Source organism: Streptomyces sp. NPDC029122 (assembly GCF_055569445.1).
The window spans coordinates 150,675-169,753 of record NZ_JBVHWK010000005.1 but is presented as its reverse complement, the minus strand read 5'-3'; the positions used below and the strand labels follow the sequence as shown (position 1 = coordinate 169,753).

Here is a 19,079-nt window from a genome sequence, read left to right as displayed (position 1 = left end):
TCAGCCCTCCGGGATCTCGAACTTGCTGGTGCGCTGCATGCCCGCGGCCCGGCCCTTGCCGGCGATGACCAGGGCCATCTTGCGGCTGGCCTCGTCGATCATCTCGTCGCCGAGCATCGCGGAGCCCTTCTTGCCGCCCGCCTCGGAGGTGCACCAGTCGTACGCGTCGAGGATCAGCTCCGCGTGGTCGTAGTCCTCCTGGGAGGGGGAGAAGACCTCGTTGGCCGCGTCGACCTGGCCCGGGTGCAGCACCCACTTGCCGTCGAAGCCGAGGGCCGCGGCGCGCCCGGCGACCTCGCGGTAGGCGTCCACGTCGCGGATCTGGAGGAAGGGGCCGTCGATGGCCTGGAGGTTGTGCGTACGGGCCGCCATCAGGATCCGCATCAGGATGTAGTGGTAGGCGTCCGCCGGGTAGCCGGGCGGCTGCATGCCCACGACCAGGGACTTCATGTTGATCGAGGCCATGAAGTCGGCCGGGCCGAAGATGATCGTCTCCAGGCGCGGCGAGGCGGCGGCGATCTCGTCGACGTTCACCAGGCCCTTGGCGTTCTCGATCTGCGCCTCGATGCCGATCTTGCCGACCTCGAAGCCCATGGTCTTCTCGATCTGCGTCAGCAGCAGGTCCAGGGCGACGACCTGCTGGGCGTCCTGCACCTTCGGCAGCATGATGCAGTCGAGGTTCTGGCCGGCGCCCTCGACGACGGTGATGACATCGCGGTACGTCCAGTGGGTGGTCCAGTCGTTGACGCGGACCACGCGGGTCTTGCCGGTCCAGTCGCCGTTGTTCAGCGCGTCCACGATCGTGTGGCGGGCGCCTTCCTTGGCGAGCGGGGCGCAGGCGTCCTCCAGGTCGAGGAAGACCTGGTCGGCCGGCAGGCCCTGGGCCTTCTCCAGGAACCGCGGGTTCGAGCCCGGGACCGCGAGGCAGGAGCGGCGCGGGCGCAGCCGGTTCACGGGGGAGAGGGGCGTGGTCATGCGGGGACCTCCGTGCTTTCAGCGATGGTGAGAGGGTGGAGCTTGTTGGCCTTGCGGATCTCGTCGACGATACGTCCGATGATCTCCGTGATGCCGAAGTCCTTGGGGGTGAACACGGCGGCCACCCCGGCGGCCTTCAGCGTGACGGCGTCGGCGTTCGGAATGATGCCCCCGACGATGACGGGGATGTCGCCCGCCCCCGCCGCGCGCAGGCGTTCCAGGACGTCCGGGACGAGTGCGCTGTGCGAACCGGACAGGATGGACAGTCCCACGCAGTGCACGTCCTCGGCCAGGGCCGCCGAGGAAATCTCCTCGGGGGTCAGCCGGATGCCCTGGTAGACCACTTCGAAGCCGGCGTCGCGGGCCCGCACGGCGATCTGCTCGGCGCCGTTGGAGTGCCCGTCCAGGCCGGGCTTGCCGACCAGCAGGCGCAGCCGGCCGGAGCCCAGCTCGTCCGCCGTCCGGGAGACCTTCTCGCGGACCAGGGCCAGCGGCGTGCCCTCCTCGGCGGTGACCGCGACGGGGGCCGAGGAGACCCCGGTCGGGGCACGGAACTCGCCGAAGACCTCCCGCAGGGCACCGGCCCACTCGCCGGTGGTGACACCGGCGCGGGCGCACTCCAGGGTGGCCTCCATCAGGTTCTCGGTCCCGGCGGCCGCCTCCTTCAGCCGGTCCAGGGCCTGCCCGGCGGTCGGGAAGACGAACGGGTCGCCGCCGCCCTGCCGGTCGGAGGACTCCTGGCGCTCGGCCCGCCAGCGGACGATGCGCTCGACGGTGAGCGCCTCCACCGCGGGGTCGACGGTCATGATGGCGCCGTCGAGGTCGGCGGTGAGCGGGTTCTCCTCGGTCTGCTGGAAGCAGTTCACTCCGACGATCTTGTCCTGGCCCGCCTCGATCCGGGCGCGGCGCTCGGCGTGCGAGGAGACCAGCTGCGACTTCAGGTACCCGGACTCGACGGCGGCCATCGCGCCGCCCATCTCCTGGATCCGGTCGATCTCGGCCAGGCAGTCGGCGACCAGGGAGTCGACTTTGGCCTCGATGACGTGGGAGCCGGCGAAGATGTCCTCGTACTCCAGCAGGTCGCTCTCGTGGGCCAGGACCTGCTGGATGCGCAGCGACCACTGCTGGTCCCAGGGCCGGGGCAGGCCCAGCGCCTCGTTCCAGGCGGGCAGCTGCACCGCGCGCGCCCGGGCGTCCTTCGAGAGGGTGACCGCGAGCATCTCCAGCACGATCCGCTGGACGTTGTTCTCGGGCTGCGCCTCGGTCAGGCCGAGGGAGTTCACCTGGACGCCGTAGCGGAACCGGCGCTGCTTGGCGTCCTCGATGCCGTAGCGCTCCTTGGTGACCTTGTCCCAGATGCGGCCGAAGGCCCGCATCTTGCACATCTCCTCGATGAAGCGGACGCCCGCGTTCACGAAGAAGGAGATGCGCGCGACCACCTCGCCGAAGCGCTCCTCGGGCACCTGGCCGGAGTCGCGCACCGAGTCGAGTACGGCGATCGCGGTGGACATCGCGTACGAGATCTCCTGGACCGGGGTGGCCCCGGCCTCCTGGAGGTGGTACGAGCAGATGTTGATCGGGTTCCACTTCGGGATGTGGTTGACCGTGTACGCGATCATGTCCGTCGTCAGGCGGAGCGAGGGCCCGGGCGGGAAGACGTGCGTCCCGCGCGAGAGGTACTCCTTGACGATGTCGTTCTGGGTGGTGCCCTGGAGCTGGGAGATGTCCGCGCCCTGCTCCTCGGCGGCCACCTGGTAGAGCGCCAGCAGCCACATGGCCGTGGCGTTGATCGTCATCGAGGTGTTCATCTGCTCCAGGGGTATGTCCTGGAACAGCCGTCGCATGTCGCCCAGGTGGGAGACCGGGACCCCGACCCGGCCCACCTCGCCGCGGGCGAGGATGTGGTCGGGGTCGTAGCCGGTCTGCGTCGGGAGGTCGAACGCGACCGACAGGCCGGTCTGGCCCTTGGCGAGGTTGCGGCGGTACAGCTCGTTGGACGCCTCGGCCGTGGAGTGGCCGGCGTACGTCCGCATGAGCCACGGACGGTCCTTCTGGCGCTCTGTCATCTCAGGCGATCCTTATGGCCTTTGAGCGGACTCAGACGTTACGGAAGCGGTTGATGGCGTCGAGGTGCTCGGCCCGCATCTCGTGGTCGCGGACGCCGAGGCCCTCCTCGGGGGCGAGCGCGAGGACGCCGACCTTGCCCTGGTGGAGGTTGCGGTGGACGTCGTAGGCCGCCTGGCCGGTCTCCTCCAGGGAGTAGACCTTGGACAGGGTGGGGTGGATCTTGCCCTTGGCGATCAGGCGGTTGGCCTCCCACGCCTCGCGGTAGTTGGCGAAGTGCGAGCCGATGATGCGCTTGAGGGACATCCACAGGTAGCGGTTGTCGTACTCGTGCATGTAGCCCGAGGTGGAGGCGCAGGTGGTGATCGTGCCGCCCTTGCGGGTGACGTAGACCGAGGCGCCGAAGGTCTCGCGGCCCGGGTGCTCGAAGACGATGTCGATGTCCTCGCCGCCGGTCAGCTCGCGGATCTTCGACCCGAAGCGCTTCCACTCGCGCGGGTCCTGGGTCCGCTCGTCCTTCCAGAACTTGTAGCCCTCGGCGTTGCGGTCGATGACCGCGGTGGCGCCCATCTTGCGGCAGATCTCCGCCTTCTCCGGGGAGGAGACGACACAGATCGGGTTGGCACCGCCGGCCAGCGCGAACTGGGTGGCGTACGAGCCGAGGCCGCCGCTGGCACCCCAGATCAGGACGTTGTCGCCCTGCTTCATGCCGGCGCCGTTGCGGGAGACCAGCTGGCGGTACGCGGTGGAGTTGACCAGGCCGGGGGAGGCGGCCTCCTCCCAGCTGAGGTGGCCCGGCTTCGGCATCAGCTGGTTCGACTTGACCAGGGCGATCTCGGCGAGGCCGCCGAAGTTGGTCTCGAAGCCCCAGATCCGCTGCTCCGGGTCGAGCATCGTGTCGTTGTGGCCGTCGGAGGACTCCAGCTCGACCGACAGGCAGTGCGCGACGACCTCGTCGCCCGGCTTCCAGGAGTTGACGCCGGGGCCGGTGCGCAGCACGACGCCCGCGAGGTCGGAGCCGATGACGTGGTACGGGAGGTCGTGGCGCTTGGTGAGCTCCGAGAGGCGGCCGTAGCGCTCCAGGAAGCTGAAGGTGGACACCGGCTCGAAGATCGAGGTCCACACCGAGTTGTAGTTCACCGAGGAGGCCATGACGGCGACCAGGGCCTCGCCCGGACCGAGCTCCGGAACCGGGACCTGGTCCAGGTGCAGGGACTTGCGCGGGTCCTTCTCGCGGGTGGTGAGCCCCGCGAACATCTCCGCCTCGTCCTTGTGCACGGTGACCGCGCGGTACGAGTCGGGGAGCGGCAGCGCGGCGAAGTCTGCGGCGGTGGCGGACTGCGACTGAATCGCGTCCAGGATGTCCTTCACGGTATTGCCTCCTGAGGGTCTCCCCGGACGGAGTTTGGGGGAGGGCGCTGATGAGGGTGCGCTGAGGGATACGCGGGTGCGCGGATACGGGTGTGACGGGTGTTGCGGGTGCCGTCGGTCCTGAGGTCCCCCGGGCCGAGGACCGGGGGGAGGAGCTGTGGTGCTGGCGCGCCTGTGGTGGGGCGGGCGGGGGCCTGGTGACGCAGGCATCCGGGGCGCGTTCCTTGCCGAGTGGGCGCGGGCCGCGGGGACATCCGGACGGGACTCAACGTATGGCACCCCGTGTCACTCGGCAAGGCACTGCGTGCCAAAAATTTCTCTCACTTGCCGATTGACCTGCGCAGATGAGCGATGATCGATCAGAGTTACCGGCGAGTAGGGGCAACTCGGACAAACGAAAACGGCCGCCCCCGGAACGGGAGCGGCCGCTGTGACGAGGGTCGCCCGGTGGTGCTCCGGGGGCGACCGCCTACTTGTTCTTGAGCGCCTCTTCGATGGTCCGCATGACCTCGTCGAGCGGAGCGTCCGTGCGCGCCACCGCGACGAGCACCTCGCCCTCCGTGCGCACCGCCGTACTCGGCACCCCGGCACCCGCGCCCGGCGTGCGGCCGGCGCCGATCCCTGACCCGAAGGTCTTGCGGACGATCGCGAAGGCGTGGTCCAGCTGCGTCTCCACGTCCCCCTGGCCCCCCGCCCGCAGCCAGCGCCGCAGCACGTGGTTGTGGGCGGTCACCACCGCCGAGGCGGCCACCTCGGCCAGCAGCGGGTCGTCGTTGCCGTCGTGGTGCTCGGTCTCGTCGAAGTGGGCCAGCAGATAGCGGGTGAAGAGCCGCTCGTAGCGGGCCACCGAGGCGATCTCCCGCTCCCGCAGCGCCGGCACCTCGCGGGTCAGCCGGTAGCGCTCCACCGACACCGCCGGCGAGGCGGCGTACATCTTCATGACTTCCTTGATCCCCCGGCACACCGTGTCGAGCGGGTGCTCGTGCGCCGGGGCCACGTCCAGAACGGCCTCGGCACGGGTCAGGGTGTCGTCGTGGTCCGGGAAGATCGCCTCTTCCTTCGAGCGGAAGTGCCGGAAGAAGGTCCGGCGCGCCACCCCGGCGGTCGCGGCGATCTCGTCGACCGTCGTGGCCTCGTACCCCTTGGTCGCGAAGAGCTCCATGGCCGCGGCCGCGAGCTCGCGGCGCATCTTGAGCCGCTGGGCGGCCGCCCGGGTGCCGGCGGCGCTCTCCTGGGAGTCGCCGGCCGAGGCGGCGCGGGGTGAGGTCTTGGCGGGCTGGGACATAGAGCGAAAGTACTTCATTCGCGCAGGCGCGCGCGCCGGAGGGGGGTGAGAGGGGGGTGGATGCGGGGGAGGGCCCGCACTGGGCTCGGGAGGGTGTGTCCGCCGTGAGGGTCCGGCGGACCCGAGCAGCCCTCCCCACGCATCCTGCTCAGGGCCCGGCCGGGGGTTACCGGCGGGCGTACTCACGGAATCCGCGGCCGGTCTTCCGGCCCAGGCAGCCCGCCGCCACCAGGTGCTCCAGCAGCGGGGACGGCGCCAGGCCCGGGTCGCGGAACTCCTGGTGGAGGACCTTCTCGATGGCGAGCGACACGTCCAGGCCGACCACGTCGAGGAGCTCGAAGGGCCCCATCGGGTAGCCGCCGCCCAGCTTCATCGCGGCGTCGATGTCGTCGATCCCCGCATAGTGCTGCTCGACCATCTTGATCGCGTTGTTCAAGTACGGGAACAGCAGCGCGTTCACGATGAAGCCGGCCCGGTCCCCGCAGTCCACCGGGTGCTTGCGCACCTTGGCGCAGACCTCGCGGACCGTGGCGTGCACGTCGTCGGCGGTCAGGACGGTCCGGACCACCTCGACCAGCTTCATGGCCGGGGCCGGGTTGAAGAAGTGCATGCCGATCACGTCCTGCGGACGCGAGGTGGCCCGCGCGACGGCGATCACCGGCAGCGAGGAGGTGGTGGTGGCCAGCACCGCGCCCGGCTTGCAGACCTTGTCCAGGCCCGCGAAGAGCTGCTGCTTGACCTCCAGGTCCTCGGCGACCGCCTCGACCGCCAGGTCCACGTCGGCGAAGGCCTCCAGCGACCCGGCCGGGGTGATCCGCTCCAGGGTCCGCGCGGCGGCCTCCTCGGTCAGGCGGCCCCTGGACACCGCACGGTCCAGGGACTTCCCGATCGCGGCCTTCGCGGCCCCGGCCTTCTCCTCGCTGCGGGCGGCCAGCACCACGTCGTAGCCGGCCTGGGCGAAGACCTGGGCGATACCGCTCGCCATGGTCCCGGAGCCCGCGACGCCGACCGAGGAGACCGGACGGCCCGCGCCGAGCAGGGACCCGTCCAGCGGGGTCTGCAGGTCACGGACGGCCACCGGGCTGCCCGGAGCCTCGTACGTGTAGAAGCCGCGCCCGGCCTTCTGCCCGGTCAGGCCCGCCTCGACGAGCTGGCCCAGGATCGGCGCCGGGGCGTGCAGCCGGTCACCGGAGGACGCGTACATGGCCTCCAGCACGGTGCGCGCGGTGTCGACGCCGACCAGGTCGAGCAGGGCGAGCGGGCCCATCGGCAGACCGCAGCCGAGCTTCATCGCCGCGTCGATGTCCTCGCGGGAGGCGTACTTGGCCTCGTACATCGCGGCGGCCTGGTTGAGGTAGCCGAAGAGCAGGCCGTCGGCGACGAAGCCCGGCCGGTCGCCGACCGCGACGGGCTGCTTGCCGAGCTCCAGCGCCAGCCCGGTGACGGCCTCCACGGCGGTCGGCGCGGTCAGCACGCTGGAGACGACCTCGACGAGCTTCATCGCCGGGGCCGGGTTGAAGAAGTGCATGCCGAGCACCCGCTCGGGGTGCAGGGACTCGGCGGCGAGCCGGGTCACCGACAGCGCGTTGGTGCCGGTGGCCAGCACGGCGTCCGGCCGGACGATCGCGTCGAGCTCGCCGATCACCCGGCGCTTGAGGTCGTAGTCCTCCGGGACCACCTCGATGACGAGGTCGGCCTCGGCGGCCGCCGCGAGGTCCGTGAAGGTGCGGAAGCGGGCCAGGACCGCCTCGCGCTCCTCCTCGCTGAGCTTCTGCTTGGCCACCGAGCGGGCCGTGGCGGCCGCGAGGGACCCGGCGGCACGGCGGGTGGCGGCCTCGCTGACGTCGATGCCGATGACCTCGCGGCCGGCCCGGGCGAGGACCTCGGCGATGCCGGTGCCCATCGTGCCGAGGCCGACGACGGCGACGGTGCGGAGGGAGGACTGACTGGACGTGGACGGAAGGTCCATCGCGGGACTCCAGTGGAAGAGGGTGACGACTGGGGAGCGCGCGGCGCACAGCGCGCGCGGATGCCGTACGGAAGGGCCGTGCGGAGCACGCCCGGCGGTGCGCCCGGAGAGGGAGAGAGGGGCGCGGCGGGCGGAACGGCGGAACCCTGTCCCGGGGTCCAGCCGAAGAGGTGGAACGGACGAGCGGACGAACCGACTGGTACGGGGCGGCTGCGTCACCAGGCCGGCTCCGTACGTGTGGAGTGACATTAACCCGGCGGTAACTGGTCCGCCAGAGCGCGGAGATGTGACCTGTACCGCCCAAATGTACCGATCATCGATCATCGATCAACCAGGTCGGCGGAAGGCCGCCTGCCGGGGCCCGCGTACCCCTAGGGTGGCGGCGTGAACGACGTCCTGGAACGCCTGCGGGCGGAGGCCGGCCGATCGGCGGCGTACGAGGAACTGTGCGCGGCGGAGCCGGACGCGCTGGCCGCCTCCCTGACCTCCGCCGGACTGCCCCTGTGGGCCCGCGAACTGGCCGCCTACCGACTGGGGATGGGCGGCGACCGGCGGGCCTTCGAGCCACTGGTCCTGCTCCTCAACCACCGGGACCCCGCCCGCTGCGCCGCCGCCGCGCAGGCGCTCGGCGTCCTCGGGGACCCGCGCACCGCCCGCGCGGCGGCCGCCCTGGCGACGAACTCCCTGCGCACCGCCTACGCCCTGCACCCGGTCCGGCTGCTGACCGCGCTGCGGGCGCCGGAGTCGGCCCCGGCCCTGATCAGGACCCTGTCGCGGCTGCTCGCCCCGCACGACCCGTACTGGCGGGTGGCCCTGGCCTGCGTCGAGGGCCTGGGCACCCTGGCCGACGCCCGGGCCCGCGACGTCCTGGTCCGCGCCCAGGCCCACCCCCGGCTCGCCGTGGCGGCGACGGACGCCCTGAACCGGCTGACGGTCCGGCACCCGGACGCGTAGGCCGCGGGTGAGGGGCGGGCGGGGCCTACTCGGCCGCCGGCACCACGGCGAAGGCCTCGACCTCCAGCAGGAGCTCCGGGCGGAACAGGGCGGCGACCTGGACCGCCGAGGAGGCCGACAGGCGGTCCGGGGCGATGACCTCGTTCCGGGCCGCCCGGATCGCCGGCAGGTGGGCCACGTCCGTGACGAAGTACGTCAGCTTCACCACGTCATCGAAGCCCGCCCCGGCCGCCGCCAGGCACCGCCGCAGGTTCTCGAACACCTGCCGGGCCTGCGCGGCGGGGTCGCCCTCCCCGACCACCTCGCCCTTCTCGTCGAAGGCGCACTGCCCCGAGACGGCCACGAACCGCCCGGTGCCCCAGACGACGTGGCTGTACCCGGTGCCGGGGCTGACGCCCTCGGGGGCGGCGATACGGGTGAGGTGGCTGCTGCCGTTGTTGCTGCTCTGCTCGAACGAGGTCATGCGGACGATCTTGCCCGCCGGATGTCAGCCGCGGAAGCCCAGCAGGCCGTGGAGGGCCGCACCGCCCGCAGAGGGCGGCACCGCGCGAGTCGCCGTGGTCGGCTTCGGGGCCGGCGGCGCCGGGCAGGTCGCGTCCGCCGCCCGGCCGGTCCTCAGGTACGCCGCCAGCTTCTCGTCGAGGCACTTGTTGCCGCTCAGGGCGATGCCGTGGTTGCCGCCGCCCTCCTCCACCACCAGCGCCGAGCCCGCCAGCTTGTCCCGCATGCTCACCGCGCCCTCGTAGGGGGTGGCCGCGTCCTCCGTCGCCTGGAACAGCAGCGCCCGGGGCAGCTTGGTGTTCGTCACGTCCGTGGCCTGGAGGGGCTGCGCCGGCCAGAACGCGCACGGCGCGTTGTACCAGGCGTTGTTCCACGTCATGAAGGGCGCCTTCGCGTGCGTGCGCCACATGTCGGCCCGCCAGCGGTTCCAGTCCCTCGGCCAGGCCGAGTCCCGGCACTGCACCGCCGTGTACACGCTGTAGCTGTTGCCCGCAGCCGGGTCCACCGCGCCCAGCCGCTCGTACGCCGCCACCAGCGGCTTGGCGTCCCGCTTCACCGCGTACGCCGCGAAGGCCTCGGCCAGGGACGGCCAGTAGCCGTTGTAGTAGCTGCCCGGCATGTACGTGTCCTCCAGCTCGGCCGGGCCCACCTTCCCGCCCGCCGGGGCGGTGCGCAGCGCGTCCCGCATCTCGTACCAGCGCGCCTCGACCCGGGCCGGGTCGGTGCCCAGGTGGTACGTGGAGTCGTACTGGGCGACCCAGGCCAGGAACGCCTTGTGCCGGGCGTCGAAGGCCAGGTCCTGCGCGAGGTTGTCCTCGTACCAGACGCCGCCCGGGTCGACCACGGAGTCCAGCACCAGCCGGTGCACCCGCTCCGGGTGCAGCTTGGCGTACACGGCGCCCAGGTAGGTGCCGTAGGAATAGCCGAAGTAGCTGAGCTTCGCCGCGCCCAGGGCGGTGCGCAGCACCTCGATGTCGCGGGCCGCGGAGACGGTGCCGACGTGCGGGAGCACGTCCGCGTGCTTCTCCTGGCAGGACACCGCGAAGGAGCGCACCCGCACCAGGTTGGCCCGCTCCGTCGCCCCGTCCCTGGGCACGGAGTCCGGCCGTACCGGCGTGAAGTGGCCGGGCCCGCAGTCCAGCGCGGGCTCGCTCTTGCCCACGCCCCGCGGGTCGAAGCCGATCACGTCGTACTGGGCGGCGACGTCCTTGGGCAGGGCGGAGGCGACGAACCCCGCCAGGGCGCGGCCGCTGCCGCCCGGGCCGCCGGGGTTCACCAGCAGCGGCCCCTGGGAGGTGGCGGCGGTGTGCGGGACGCGGGTCAGGGCCAGGGAGATCTGCCGCCCGGCGGGCTGCCCGTGGTCGAGCGGGACCTTGAGGGAGGCGCACTGCAGGGTCGGGTAGCGGGGGGTCGCGCAGCCGGTCCAGTGCAGCCCGGCGGCGGCCGCCGGGGCGGGCGCGGCGGCGGGCGCCGCGGCGGTGACGGGGGTCGCTAGGGCGGCGGCGACGGTGGAGATCGCCAGCAGGACGGCGGCGCGCTTCTTCGCGGGGCGCAGCTTCGAGGGGTGGAGCATGGGGCCTCCCAGCCGAGGGTTCTGGGCGGAATCGTCCCGGAAACCCTGGCGGGAAGACGGGATTGGGCCGCTCATTGGCCCGATGTGATGACCCGTCGGGAGGCGTCCGGGTCGCGGCGCGGCGCGCGGCGCGCTCACATCAGCGTCAGCTGCGTCGCTCCGGAGGGGGCCGGGCGGGCCGTCAGCTCGCGCGCGGCGGCGGCCCGTGCCGCCCCGCGCCGGGCGGGGCCGATGCCGAATTCGGCGGCGAGTTCGTGGACTTGGCGGGTGATCCGGCGCTGGTACCAGGTGGGGGCGTACGACCCGCCCGCGTACATCCGTTCGTACCGTCCGGTCAGGTGCGGGTGGTGCCGGCCGAGCCAGGCCGTGAACCACTCGCGCGCTCCGGGCCGCAGATGGAGTACCAGGGGTGTCACGGACGTCGCCCCGGACGCGGCGATCGCCCGGACGGTCGCCCGCAGCTGCTCGGGGGAGTCGCCCAGGAAGGGGATCACCGGCGCCATCAGCACCCCGCACTCCAGGCCGGCGTCGGTCAGGGCCCGTACGGCGGCCAGCCGGGCGGCGGGGGAGGGGGTGCCGGGCTCCACGGTCCGCCACAGGCCGGCGTCGGTGAACCCGACGGAGACGCAGACGCCGACCTCGGTGACCTCGGCGGCCTGCCGCAGCAGGGGGAGGTCGCGCAGGATCAGCGTGCCCTTGGTGAGGATGGAGAAGGGGTTGGCGCGCTCGCGCAGCGCCCCGATGATGCCCGGCATCAGCCGGTAGCGGCCCTCGGCGCGCTGGTAGCAGTCGACGTTGGTGCCCATCGCGATGTGCGCGCCGGTCCAGCGCGGCGCGGCCAGCTCGCGGCGCAGCAGCTCCGGGGCGTTGACCTTGACGACGATCTGGGAGTCGAAGCCGGTCCCGGTGTCCAGGTCGAGGTAGCCGTGGGTCTTGCGGGCGAAGCAGTAGACACAGGCGTGACTGCAGCCGCGGTAGGGGTTGACCGTCCATTCGAACGGCATCCGCGAGGCTCCGGGCACCCGGTTGAGGACCGAGCGCGCGCGCACCTCGTGGAAGGTGATCCCGCGGAACTCGGGGGTGTCGAAGGTGCGGGTGACGACGGAGCCGGCCCCGAACAGGGCCGCCGGACCGCTGCCCGGTGTCCCGGTCAGATTTTCCCAGCGCATGGATGCCTCCTCGGTGACGGGGTCCCGAGAATAGAACAAACGTTCCCATGATCGTGCGGGAGGCTCCGCTTGGGGGCAGCGGGGGCGGAGCCCGGACCGCGGGCCCCTGCGGCCGGGCGGGGCGCCGCCCCCGGATTTGGGCGGCCGCCCCGGAGGTGGTTGGCTTGCCGCGACGCACGATCCCAACTGCTGGAGGAACAGGTATGGCGCAGGTCGAGGCCACCACGGAGCGCATCATCAAGGCCGACGCGGACACCGTGTTCGACGCGCTGGCCGACTACACCGGCACCCGGGCCAAGCTGCTCCCCGAGCACTTCAGCGAGTACGAGGTGCGCGAGGGCGGCGACGGCGAGGGCACCCTCGTCCACTGGAAGCTCCAGGCCACCAGCAAGCGCGTCCGGGACTGCCTGCTCGAGGTCACCGAGCCCACCGACGGCCAGCTCGTGGAGAAGGACCGCAACTCCTCCATGGTCACCACCTGGACCGTCACCCCCGCCGGCGAGGGCCGCTCCCGGGCCGTGGTCAGCACCGTGTGGAACGGCGCCGGCGGCATCGGCGGCTTCTTCGAGCGCACCTTCGCCCCCAAGGGCCTCGGCCGCATCTACGACACCGTGCTCGAGAACCTGGCCAAGGAAGTCAAGGGCTGACCGGCGGGTCCCGGCTCAGGCCGGGGCCGACGACGGCACAACCCCCGGGGACGGCTCACCGGTTCGGGTGGAATTCCCGCCCGCCGCGAGCCGCCCCCGAACCGGCGCGCGCCCGCGCCCGGCCCGGGCGTGGCCCAGGGCCCGCGGGGCGCCGGAGGGCTAGGGTGGGGCTCCGCGACCCGACCCACCGGGGGGCCCGTTGAAGATCCTCGTCTCCGCCGACATGGAAGGCGCCACGGGCGTCACCTGGCCCGCCGACGTGCTGCCCGGGACCCCCCAATGGGAGCGCTGCCGGGGAATGTTCACCTCCGACGTCAACGCCGCCGTACTCGGCTTCTACGACGGCGGCGCCGACCGGGTCCTCGTGAACGAGGCCCACTGGACCATGCGCAACCTCCTCCTGGAGAAACTCGACGCCCGCGCCGAGATGATCACCGGCCGCCACAAGTCCCTCTCCATGGTCGAGGGGGTCCAGCACGGCGACGTCGACGGCATCGCCTTCGTCGGCTACCACACCGGCGCCGGCAGCGAAGGGGTCCTCGCCCACACCTACCTCGCCAACTCCATCACCGGCGTCTGGCTGAACGGCCTGCGCGCCAGCGAGGGCGTGCTCAACGCCCATGTCGTCGCCGAGTACGGGGTCCCCGTCATCCTGGTCACCGGGGACGACCTCACCTGCGCCGACGCCGCCGGGTACGCCCCGGACGCCCGTACCGTCGCCGTCAAGGACCACGTCTCGCGCTACGCGGCCGTCTGCCGCACCCCGGCCCGCACCGCCGCGGACATCCGCGCCGCCGCCACCGAGGCGGTCAAGCTCGCGGTCCGGCACGAGCCGGTGCGCGGCGGCCCCTTCGCGATGGAGGTCGAGTTCGACGCCGAACACCTGTCGATGGCCGCGACCGTCGTCCCGGGCGTCGAGCGCTCCGCGGAGCGCAGGGTCGCGTACACCAGCGCGACGATGTACGAGGGGATCCGGACCTTCAAAGCGGTCACGACGGTCGTCTCGGCGGCCGTGGAGGAGCAGTATGGCTGACATGCAGCGGGTGGAAGGCGCCCCTCGGGAGGTCGCCCACACGGAACACGGAGGAACGGCACCGCGGGACGGCGGCCCCCGCGGCGGCCTCGACGCCGCCGCCCTCGACGAGGTGGTCGAGTTCACCTCCGGCCTGATCCGGATCGACACCAGCAACCGCGGCGGCGGCGACTGCCGCGAGCGGCCCGCCGCCGAGTACGCCGCCGAGCGCCTCGCCGGGGCCGGACTGGAACCCGTACTGCTGGAGCGCACCCCGGGCCGCACCAACGTGGTGGCCCGGATCGAGGGCACCGACCCCTCCGCGCCCGCCCTCCTCGTCCACGGACACCTGGACGTGGTCCCCGCCGAGGCCGCCGACTGGAGCGTCGACCCCTTCTCCGGCGAGGTCCGCGACGGGGTGGTCTGGGGCCGCGGGGCCGTCGACATGAAGAACATGGACGCGATGGTGCTGGCCGTCGTACGCGCCTGGGCGCGCCGGGGCGTGAGGCCGCGCCGGGACATCGTCATCGCCTACACCGCCGACGAGGAGGACAGCGCGGTCGACGGATCCGGCTACCTCGCCGACGAGCACCCGCACCTCTTCGAAGGCTGTACGGAGGGCCTCAGCGAGTCCGGGGCCTTCACCGTGCACCCCCGGCCCGGCCAGGCCCTCTACCCGATCGCCGCCGGCGAACGCGGCACCGCCTGGCTCAAGCTGACTACCCACGGCACCGCCGGACACGGCTCCAAGCCCAACCGGGACAACGCCGTCAGCCGGCTCGCCGCCGCCGTGGCCCGCATCGGCGCCCACGACTGGCCGGTCCGCCTCACCGACACCGTCACCGCCTGCATCACCGAACTCGCCGCCCTCCAGGGCCTGACCGTCGACCCGCGCGCCCCGGGCACCGACCTCGACGACCTCCTCGGCAAGCTCGGCCCGGCCGCCGCCCTCGTCGCGCCGACCCTCCGCAACAGCTCCAACCCCACGATGTTCAGCGCCGGTTACAAGATCAACGTCATCCCGGGCCATGCCACCGCCCACGTCGACGGACGCACGGTGCCCGGCGGCGAGGCGGAGTTCACCGCCACCCTCGACGAGCTCACCGGCCCCGGCGTGCACTGGGAGTTCGAGCACCGGGAGGTGGCCCTCCAAGCCCCGGTGGACGGGCGGACGTACGCGGTCCTGCGCGAGTCCGTCGAACACTTCGACCCCGACGGGCACGTGGTCCCCTTCTGCATGGCCGGCGGCACCGACGCCAAGCAGTTCTCCCGGCTCGGCATCACCGGCTACGGCTACTCCCCGCTCAAGCTGCCGCCGGGCTTCGACTACTGGTCCCTCTTCCACGGCGTGGACGAACGGGTCCCCGTCGACGCCCTGCACTTCGGGGTCCGCGTCCTCGACCGTGCATTGCGGGCCTTGTGATGGGGCCCAGGGCGGCGGCCGCCGTCGCGGGCCCCTACGGCAGCTGGCCCTCCCCGATCGCCGCCGCGCACGCCGCCGCGCACGACGGCCGGCCCGAGTACGTGGGCACCGTCGGGGCCGAGGTGTGGTGGACCGAGCCCCGCCCCGCTGAGGGCGGCCGCCGCACCCTGGTGCGCCGGCCCGCCGACGGCGTCGCCCCCCGGTCGGTGCTGCCCGCGCCGTGGAACGTGCGCAGCCGCCTCACCGAGTACGGAGGCCTGCCCTGGGCGGGCACCGAACGCGCCGACGGCGGCCCGCTGGTGGTGTTCGTCCACCACGCCGACCAGCGGCTGTACGCGTACGAACCCGACGCGCCCGGCACCCCCCGGCCGCGCCCGCTCACCCCGGTCTCGGCGGTCGGCGGCGGGCTGCGCTGGGCCGACCCGGTGCTGCGCGGGGGCGAGGTCTGGTGCGTGCTGGAGGAGTTCACCGGCCCCGCCCCCACCGACGTACGGCGGGTGGCGGCCGCCGTCCCGCTGGACGGCTCCGCCGCCGGGGACCGGGCCGCCGTGCGGGAGCTCACCGACGACCGGCACCGCTTCCGCACCGGGCCGAAGCTCTCCCCCGACGGGCGCAGCGCGGCCTGGCTGGTGTGGGACCACCCCCGGATGCCCTGGGACGGCACGGAGCTCCAGCTGGCCGGGGTACGCCCCGACGGAACGCTCGGCGCGCCCCGCACCGTGCTGGGCGGGCCGGCCGAGGCCGTGGCCCAGGTGGCGTGGGCGGCCGACGGGACCCTGCTCGCGGTGAGCGACCGCAGCGGCTGGTGGAACCCGTACCGGGTGGACCCCGACAGCGGGGAGGCGGTCAACCTGTGCCCCCGCGAGGAGGAGTTCGGCGGCCCGCTGTGGAAGCCGGGGCTCAGCTGGCTGGCCCCGCTGCCCGAAGGGCCGGTGGCCGTGCTGCACGGCCTGGGCGCCCCGGTGCTCGGCGTCCTCGACCCCGGCACCGGCGACCTGGTCGACGCGGCCGGTCCCTGGACGGCCTGGCAGCCGGCGCTGGCCGTCAGCGGCACCCGCGTCTACGGGGTCGCCGCCAGCCCGCGCAGCGCCTACGAGGTCGTCGAGCTGGACACCGCCACCGGCCACGCCCGGGTCGTCGGAGCCCGCGCGGCCGACCCGGTGGACCCGGCGTACTACCCGGAGCCGCAGAGCCGCACCTTCCCCGGCCTCGTCGGCCGGGAGATCCACGCCCACGTCTACCCGCCGCACCACCCCTTCCTGCGGCCGCCCGCCGACGAGCTGCCCCCGTACGTGGTGTGGGCGCACGGCGGCCCCACCGACCACGTGCCGCCCGTACTCGACCTGCGGATCGCCTACTTCACCTCGCGCGGGATCGGCGTCGTCGAGGTCAACTACGGCGGATCCACCGGCTACGGCCGTGCCTACCGCGAGCGGCTGCGCGAACAGTGGGGCGTGGTGGACGTGGAGGACTGCGCGGCCGTGGCGCGGGCACTGGCCGCCGAGGGCACCGCCGATCCCGCCCGGCTCGCGATCCGCGGCGGCAGCGCGGGCGGCTGGACGGCGGCGGCCTCCCTGGCCGCCACCGACCTGTACGCCTGCGCGGCGGTCAGCTACCCGGTGCTCGACCTGCGGGGCTTCGCCGCCGAGACCCACGACCTGGAGTCCCACTACACCGACGGCCTGGCGGGACCGCCGGGCACCCTGGCGGTGCGCTGCCGGGAACGCTCCCCGGTGGCCCGCGTCGACCGCATCGCCGCCCCCTTCGTCCTGCTCCAGGGGCTGGACGACCCCGTCTGCCCGCCCGCGCAGGCCGAACGCCTGCTGGCCGCCCTGCGCGGCCGCGAGCCGGCGGTCCCGCACGCGTACCTCACCTTCGAGGGCGAGGGCCACGGCTTCCGCCGCGCGGACACGATGGTGCGGGCCCTGGAGGCGGAGCTGTCGCTGTACGCCCAGGTCTTCGGCATCGAGCGCGATGACGTGCCGCGGCTGGAGCTGCGTACGGAGTGAGGGCCCGGGAACGGCTAGGTCAGGAACCGTTCGAGGGCCTCCCGGGCGCGGGCGTTCGAGGCCGCGGCGTCCGCCAGCGCCCCGGCCAGGGCGCCGATCCACTCGTCCAGGGCCACCCGGCGCCGCGAGAGAACGATCCCCCGCACCTCGTGGCAGACCTCGCCGACGGTCCGGCCCCGGTCCGTGCGCAGGGAGAGCCGCTGCTCCCCGAGCACGACGTCCAGTCCCTCGACCGGCCCCTCCCGCCCCGCCAGCAGCCGCGCCACGGAACGCCTGCGGCTGACCCGGACGGCGCCGGGCGGCAGCGAGTCGGCGAGGCCCGCCGACAGCACACCGGCATAGAGTTCCAGGTCGGCGCTGTCCCGGCGCAGCGCCGCGGCCAGCAGTTCCACGTCCACCGGGGCCGTTCCCTTCCCGTCAGTCATCGAGGCCCAGCACCATGGTCGGCCGGTCGATGACGTGGTCCTCGCGCAGCGGCCGCACCGCCGTCCCGACGGCGAAGAACTCGGTGGTGTGCGACCCCCAGCCGTGCGAGTGCTGCTTGAGCCGCACCGCCACGATCCCCTCGGCCCCCAGCGCCTTCCCCTCCGCCCGCATCCGGCTCATCGCCAGCTCGCGGGCCTCGTAGAGGGCCTGGGTGAACGGCTCGATCTCGACGTTGCGGCCCGTGGTGCCCAGCGCCTGCACGAAGCCCTGGTGCGCCACGTGGTAGACGCAGGAACCCATGACCAGGTCCAGCGGGGCGTACCCGGCGCGGACCAGCGTCCAGAATTCCTGGCCGGAGAGGTCCGAGGTGAACGGCTTGCCCTTGTTGTTGAGCCAGGTCCCGGCCGGCCCCGGGTCGGCGCCCGCCGCCTTGACGGCCGTGCCCACCGCGATGAACTCGGCGAGGTCCGAACCGAATTCCTTGAACTCGATGTCCAGTCGGACGCCGACGATCCCGTCCGCCCCCAGCGCGCTCGCCTCGGCCTCCATCCGGCTCATCGCGAGTTCGCGGGCGTCGTACATGGCCTGGGACAGCTTGGTCAGCTCCTGGTTCTTCGACCAGCGGCCGACCTGGAAGCCGACGTGGTAGACGGAGCAGCCGAGGACCAGGCCGAGGGGGCGGAAGCCGGCCTCGCGCACCAGCAGGAACTCGTTCACCGTCAGGTCCGAGGTGAACATGGGGCCGCTGTCGTCGTCCGGCCGGAGCTGCGCCAGGCGCCGCATCGCCTCCTCGGACAGGTCTCGCCCGTCCGGTATCCGGTCCGTTCGCCCGGTGGTGTTCTGCCCGGTCATGTCAGTGCTCGCGCTCCAGTCTCATGAGGGTCAGCGGCCCAGCCGCGGCGGGCCGCCGGGACCGCCCGAACCGGGTGAGGGAAGTGCCGACGAAGACGGCTTCCGCGATGACGTCCCGCGCGCTCCCGCCCTCGGCGCCGGGGCACTCGGTCTTCCGCAGCCGGAGGCCGGCTTCGTCCACGACGACCCCGTCGCCGCCGCCGTGCTTGCGGGCGTCGAGGGCGAGGCGGGCACGGGCGTCCTGGCGGACGTGGTCGATCAGCCGGGTGTAGCCGTCGACCTCCTGGTTGCCCGCGAACCGGCGGCCGGCCAAGGCGCGCCAGTCGTCGTGCCGGATCGCGAGCGAGACGCCGAACGCGAGGCCGGTGGGGACCCAGCCGCCGTGCAGCAGCCGGGCGAAGTCCTGTCCGCCGAGGTGCGAGGTGAAGGGCTGCCGCGGGCGGACGCCGGAGCGCGCCCGGACGGCGGTGCCGATGACGGTGAACTCCGTCGCCTCGCGCGGGTGTTCGTGTGACGTCAGCCGTACCGCGACGATTCCGTCGCCGCCCAGCGCGCGGCATTCGGCCACCGCGCGGCTCAGCGCCAGCCTGCGCGCCGCGTAGACGGCCCTCGTCAACGGCGCCAGGGAGGGGCTCCCGGGCGAGGACGGCGCCGAGGGGCCGCTGGTGGCCGTCCACGCGCCGGGGCATCCCCAGGCACCGGTGTCGCCCAGGTGGAAGACGGCCGTGCCCATCACCTGCCCGACCGGCTCGAACCCGACGCCGGCGACGGCGGCGAACTCCCGGGCAGACAGCGTCGAGTCCCAGGTACCGTCGGCCTGTTGGTACGTCATCGCCCGGAAGCGTATAC

Annotated in this window: 16 protein-coding genes; 5 read left to right on the top strand and 11 right to left on the bottom strand. The window is 73.1% G+C overall.

The features are described 5' to 3' along the window. From ACZ4WZ_RS08915 to ACZ4WZ_RS08895, 5 genes are all read right to left on the bottom strand, one after another. A complete protein-coding gene (locus ACZ4WZ_RS08915; RefSeq protein ID WP_388942678.1) occupies positions 1 to 975 on the bottom strand; it encodes an HpcH/HpaI aldolase/citrate lyase family protein in 975 nt (324 codons plus the stop codon). Continuing rightward, entirely contained in the window at positions 972 to 3,041 is a 2,070-nt protein-coding gene (locus ACZ4WZ_RS08910) for a protein meaA (protein WP_467887032.1), read from the bottom strand. The genes ACZ4WZ_RS08915 and ACZ4WZ_RS08910 overlap by 4 nt, the downstream gene beginning before the upstream one ends. A 31-nt stretch (positions 3,042 to 3,072) precedes the next feature. Next, entirely contained in the window at positions 3,073 to 4,410 is a 1,338-nt protein-coding gene (gene ccrA, locus ACZ4WZ_RS08905) for a crotonyl-CoA carboxylase/reductase (RefSeq protein WP_467887029.1), read from the bottom strand. A 469-nt stretch (positions 4,411 to 4,879) separates the two neighbouring features. Then, positions 4,880 to 5,695, bottom strand: coding sequence for a TetR family transcriptional regulator (locus ACZ4WZ_RS08900; RefSeq protein WP_467887026.1), 816 nt, complete (start codon positions 5,693 to 5,695; stop codon positions 4,880 to 4,882). 166 nt (positions 5,696 to 5,861) lie between these two features. Further along, complete coding sequence (locus ACZ4WZ_RS08895) at positions 5,862 to 7,664, bottom strand: 3-hydroxyacyl-CoA dehydrogenase family protein (RefSeq protein WP_467887022.1); 1,803 nt, start codon at positions 7,662 to 7,664, stop codon at positions 5,862 to 5,864. A 384-nt stretch (positions 7,665 to 8,048) separates the two neighbouring features. Between ACZ4WZ_RS08895 and ACZ4WZ_RS08890 the strand changes: the two genes are divergently transcribed. Continuing rightward, positions 8,049 to 8,618, top strand: coding sequence for a HEAT repeat domain-containing protein (locus tag ACZ4WZ_RS08890; RefSeq protein WP_467887019.1), 570 nt, complete (start codon positions 8,049 to 8,051; stop codon positions 8,616 to 8,618). Between the two features lie 25 nt (positions 8,619 to 8,643). Here the strand turns inward: ACZ4WZ_RS08890 and ACZ4WZ_RS08885 are convergent, their stop codons facing one another. The 3 genes from ACZ4WZ_RS08885 to ACZ4WZ_RS08875 all read right to left on the bottom strand — a co-directional run bounded on the left by ACZ4WZ_RS08885 (position 8,644) and on the right by ACZ4WZ_RS08875 (position 11,861). Further along, entirely contained in the window at positions 8,644 to 9,081 is a 438-nt protein-coding gene (locus ACZ4WZ_RS08885) for a RidA family protein (RefSeq protein WP_467887016.1), read from the bottom strand. Between the two features lie 24 nt (positions 9,082 to 9,105). After that, the gene (locus ACZ4WZ_RS08880; RefSeq protein WP_467887013.1) at positions 9,106 to 10,692 is read right to left on the bottom strand and encodes an alpha/beta hydrolase; all 1,587 of its coding nucleotides are present in this window, start codon (positions 10,690 to 10,692) and stop codon (positions 9,106 to 9,108) included. Between the two features lie 134 nt (positions 10,693 to 10,826). Next, on the bottom strand, positions 10,827 to 11,861 hold the full coding sequence (locus ACZ4WZ_RS08875; protein WP_467887009.1) for an Rv2578c family radical SAM protein: 1,035 nt from the start codon (positions 11,859 to 11,861) through the stop codon (positions 10,827 to 10,829). 203 nt (positions 11,862 to 12,064) lie between these two features. On the opposite strand from ACZ4WZ_RS08875, the gene ACZ4WZ_RS08870 reads away from it, so the two are divergent. The 4 genes from ACZ4WZ_RS08870 (at position 12,065) to ACZ4WZ_RS08855 (ending at position 16,952) form a co-directional block, all read left to right on the top strand. After that, positions 12,065 to 12,508 (top strand): SRPBCC family protein, encoded by a 444-nt coding sequence (locus ACZ4WZ_RS08870; RefSeq protein WP_467887007.1) that lies wholly within the window; start codon positions 12,065 to 12,067, stop codon positions 12,506 to 12,508. 199 nt (positions 12,509 to 12,707) lie between these two features. Then, entirely contained in the window at positions 12,708 to 13,541 is an 834-nt protein-coding gene (locus ACZ4WZ_RS08865; protein WP_467887004.1) for a M55 family metallopeptidase, read from the top strand. A 1-nt stretch (position 13,542) separates the two neighbouring features. Beyond that, positions 13,543 to 14,943, top strand: a complete 1,401-nt coding sequence (locus tag ACZ4WZ_RS08860; protein WP_467887395.1) for a M20/M25/M40 family metallo-hydrolase — start codon at positions 13,543 to 13,545, stop codon at positions 14,941 to 14,943. After that, positions 14,943 to 16,952: a prolyl oligopeptidase family serine peptidase gene (locus ACZ4WZ_RS08855; RefSeq protein ID WP_467887001.1), complete on the top strand. Its 2,010-nt coding sequence runs from the start codon at positions 14,943 to 14,945 to the stop codon at positions 16,950 to 16,952. The genes ACZ4WZ_RS08860 and ACZ4WZ_RS08855 overlap by 1 nt, the downstream gene beginning before the upstream one ends. Before the next feature lie 14 nt (positions 16,953 to 16,966). On the opposite strand, the gene ACZ4WZ_RS08850 is transcribed toward ACZ4WZ_RS08855, so the two are convergent. Genes ACZ4WZ_RS08850 through ACZ4WZ_RS08840 form a run of 3 tightly spaced genes read right to left on the bottom strand, consistent with a single transcriptional unit; the run spans position 16,967 to position 19,062 of the window. After that, positions 16,967 to 17,377 (bottom strand): hypothetical protein, encoded by a 411-nt coding sequence (locus tag ACZ4WZ_RS08850; RefSeq protein ID WP_467886998.1) that lies wholly within the window; start codon positions 17,375 to 17,377, stop codon positions 16,967 to 16,969. Beyond that, complete coding sequence (locus tag ACZ4WZ_RS08845) at positions 17,370 to 18,230, bottom strand: heavy metal-binding domain-containing protein (protein WP_467886995.1); 861 nt, start codon at positions 18,228 to 18,230, stop codon at positions 17,370 to 17,372. The genes ACZ4WZ_RS08850 and ACZ4WZ_RS08845 overlap by 8 nt, the downstream gene beginning before the upstream one ends. A gap of 1 nt (position 18,231) precedes the next feature. After that, the gene (locus ACZ4WZ_RS08840; RefSeq protein ID WP_467886992.1) at positions 18,232 to 19,062 is read right to left on the bottom strand and encodes a heavy metal-binding domain-containing protein; all 831 of its coding nucleotides are present in this window, start codon (positions 19,060 to 19,062) and stop codon (positions 18,232 to 18,234) included. Positions 19,063 to 19,079: the final 17 nt, after the last annotated feature.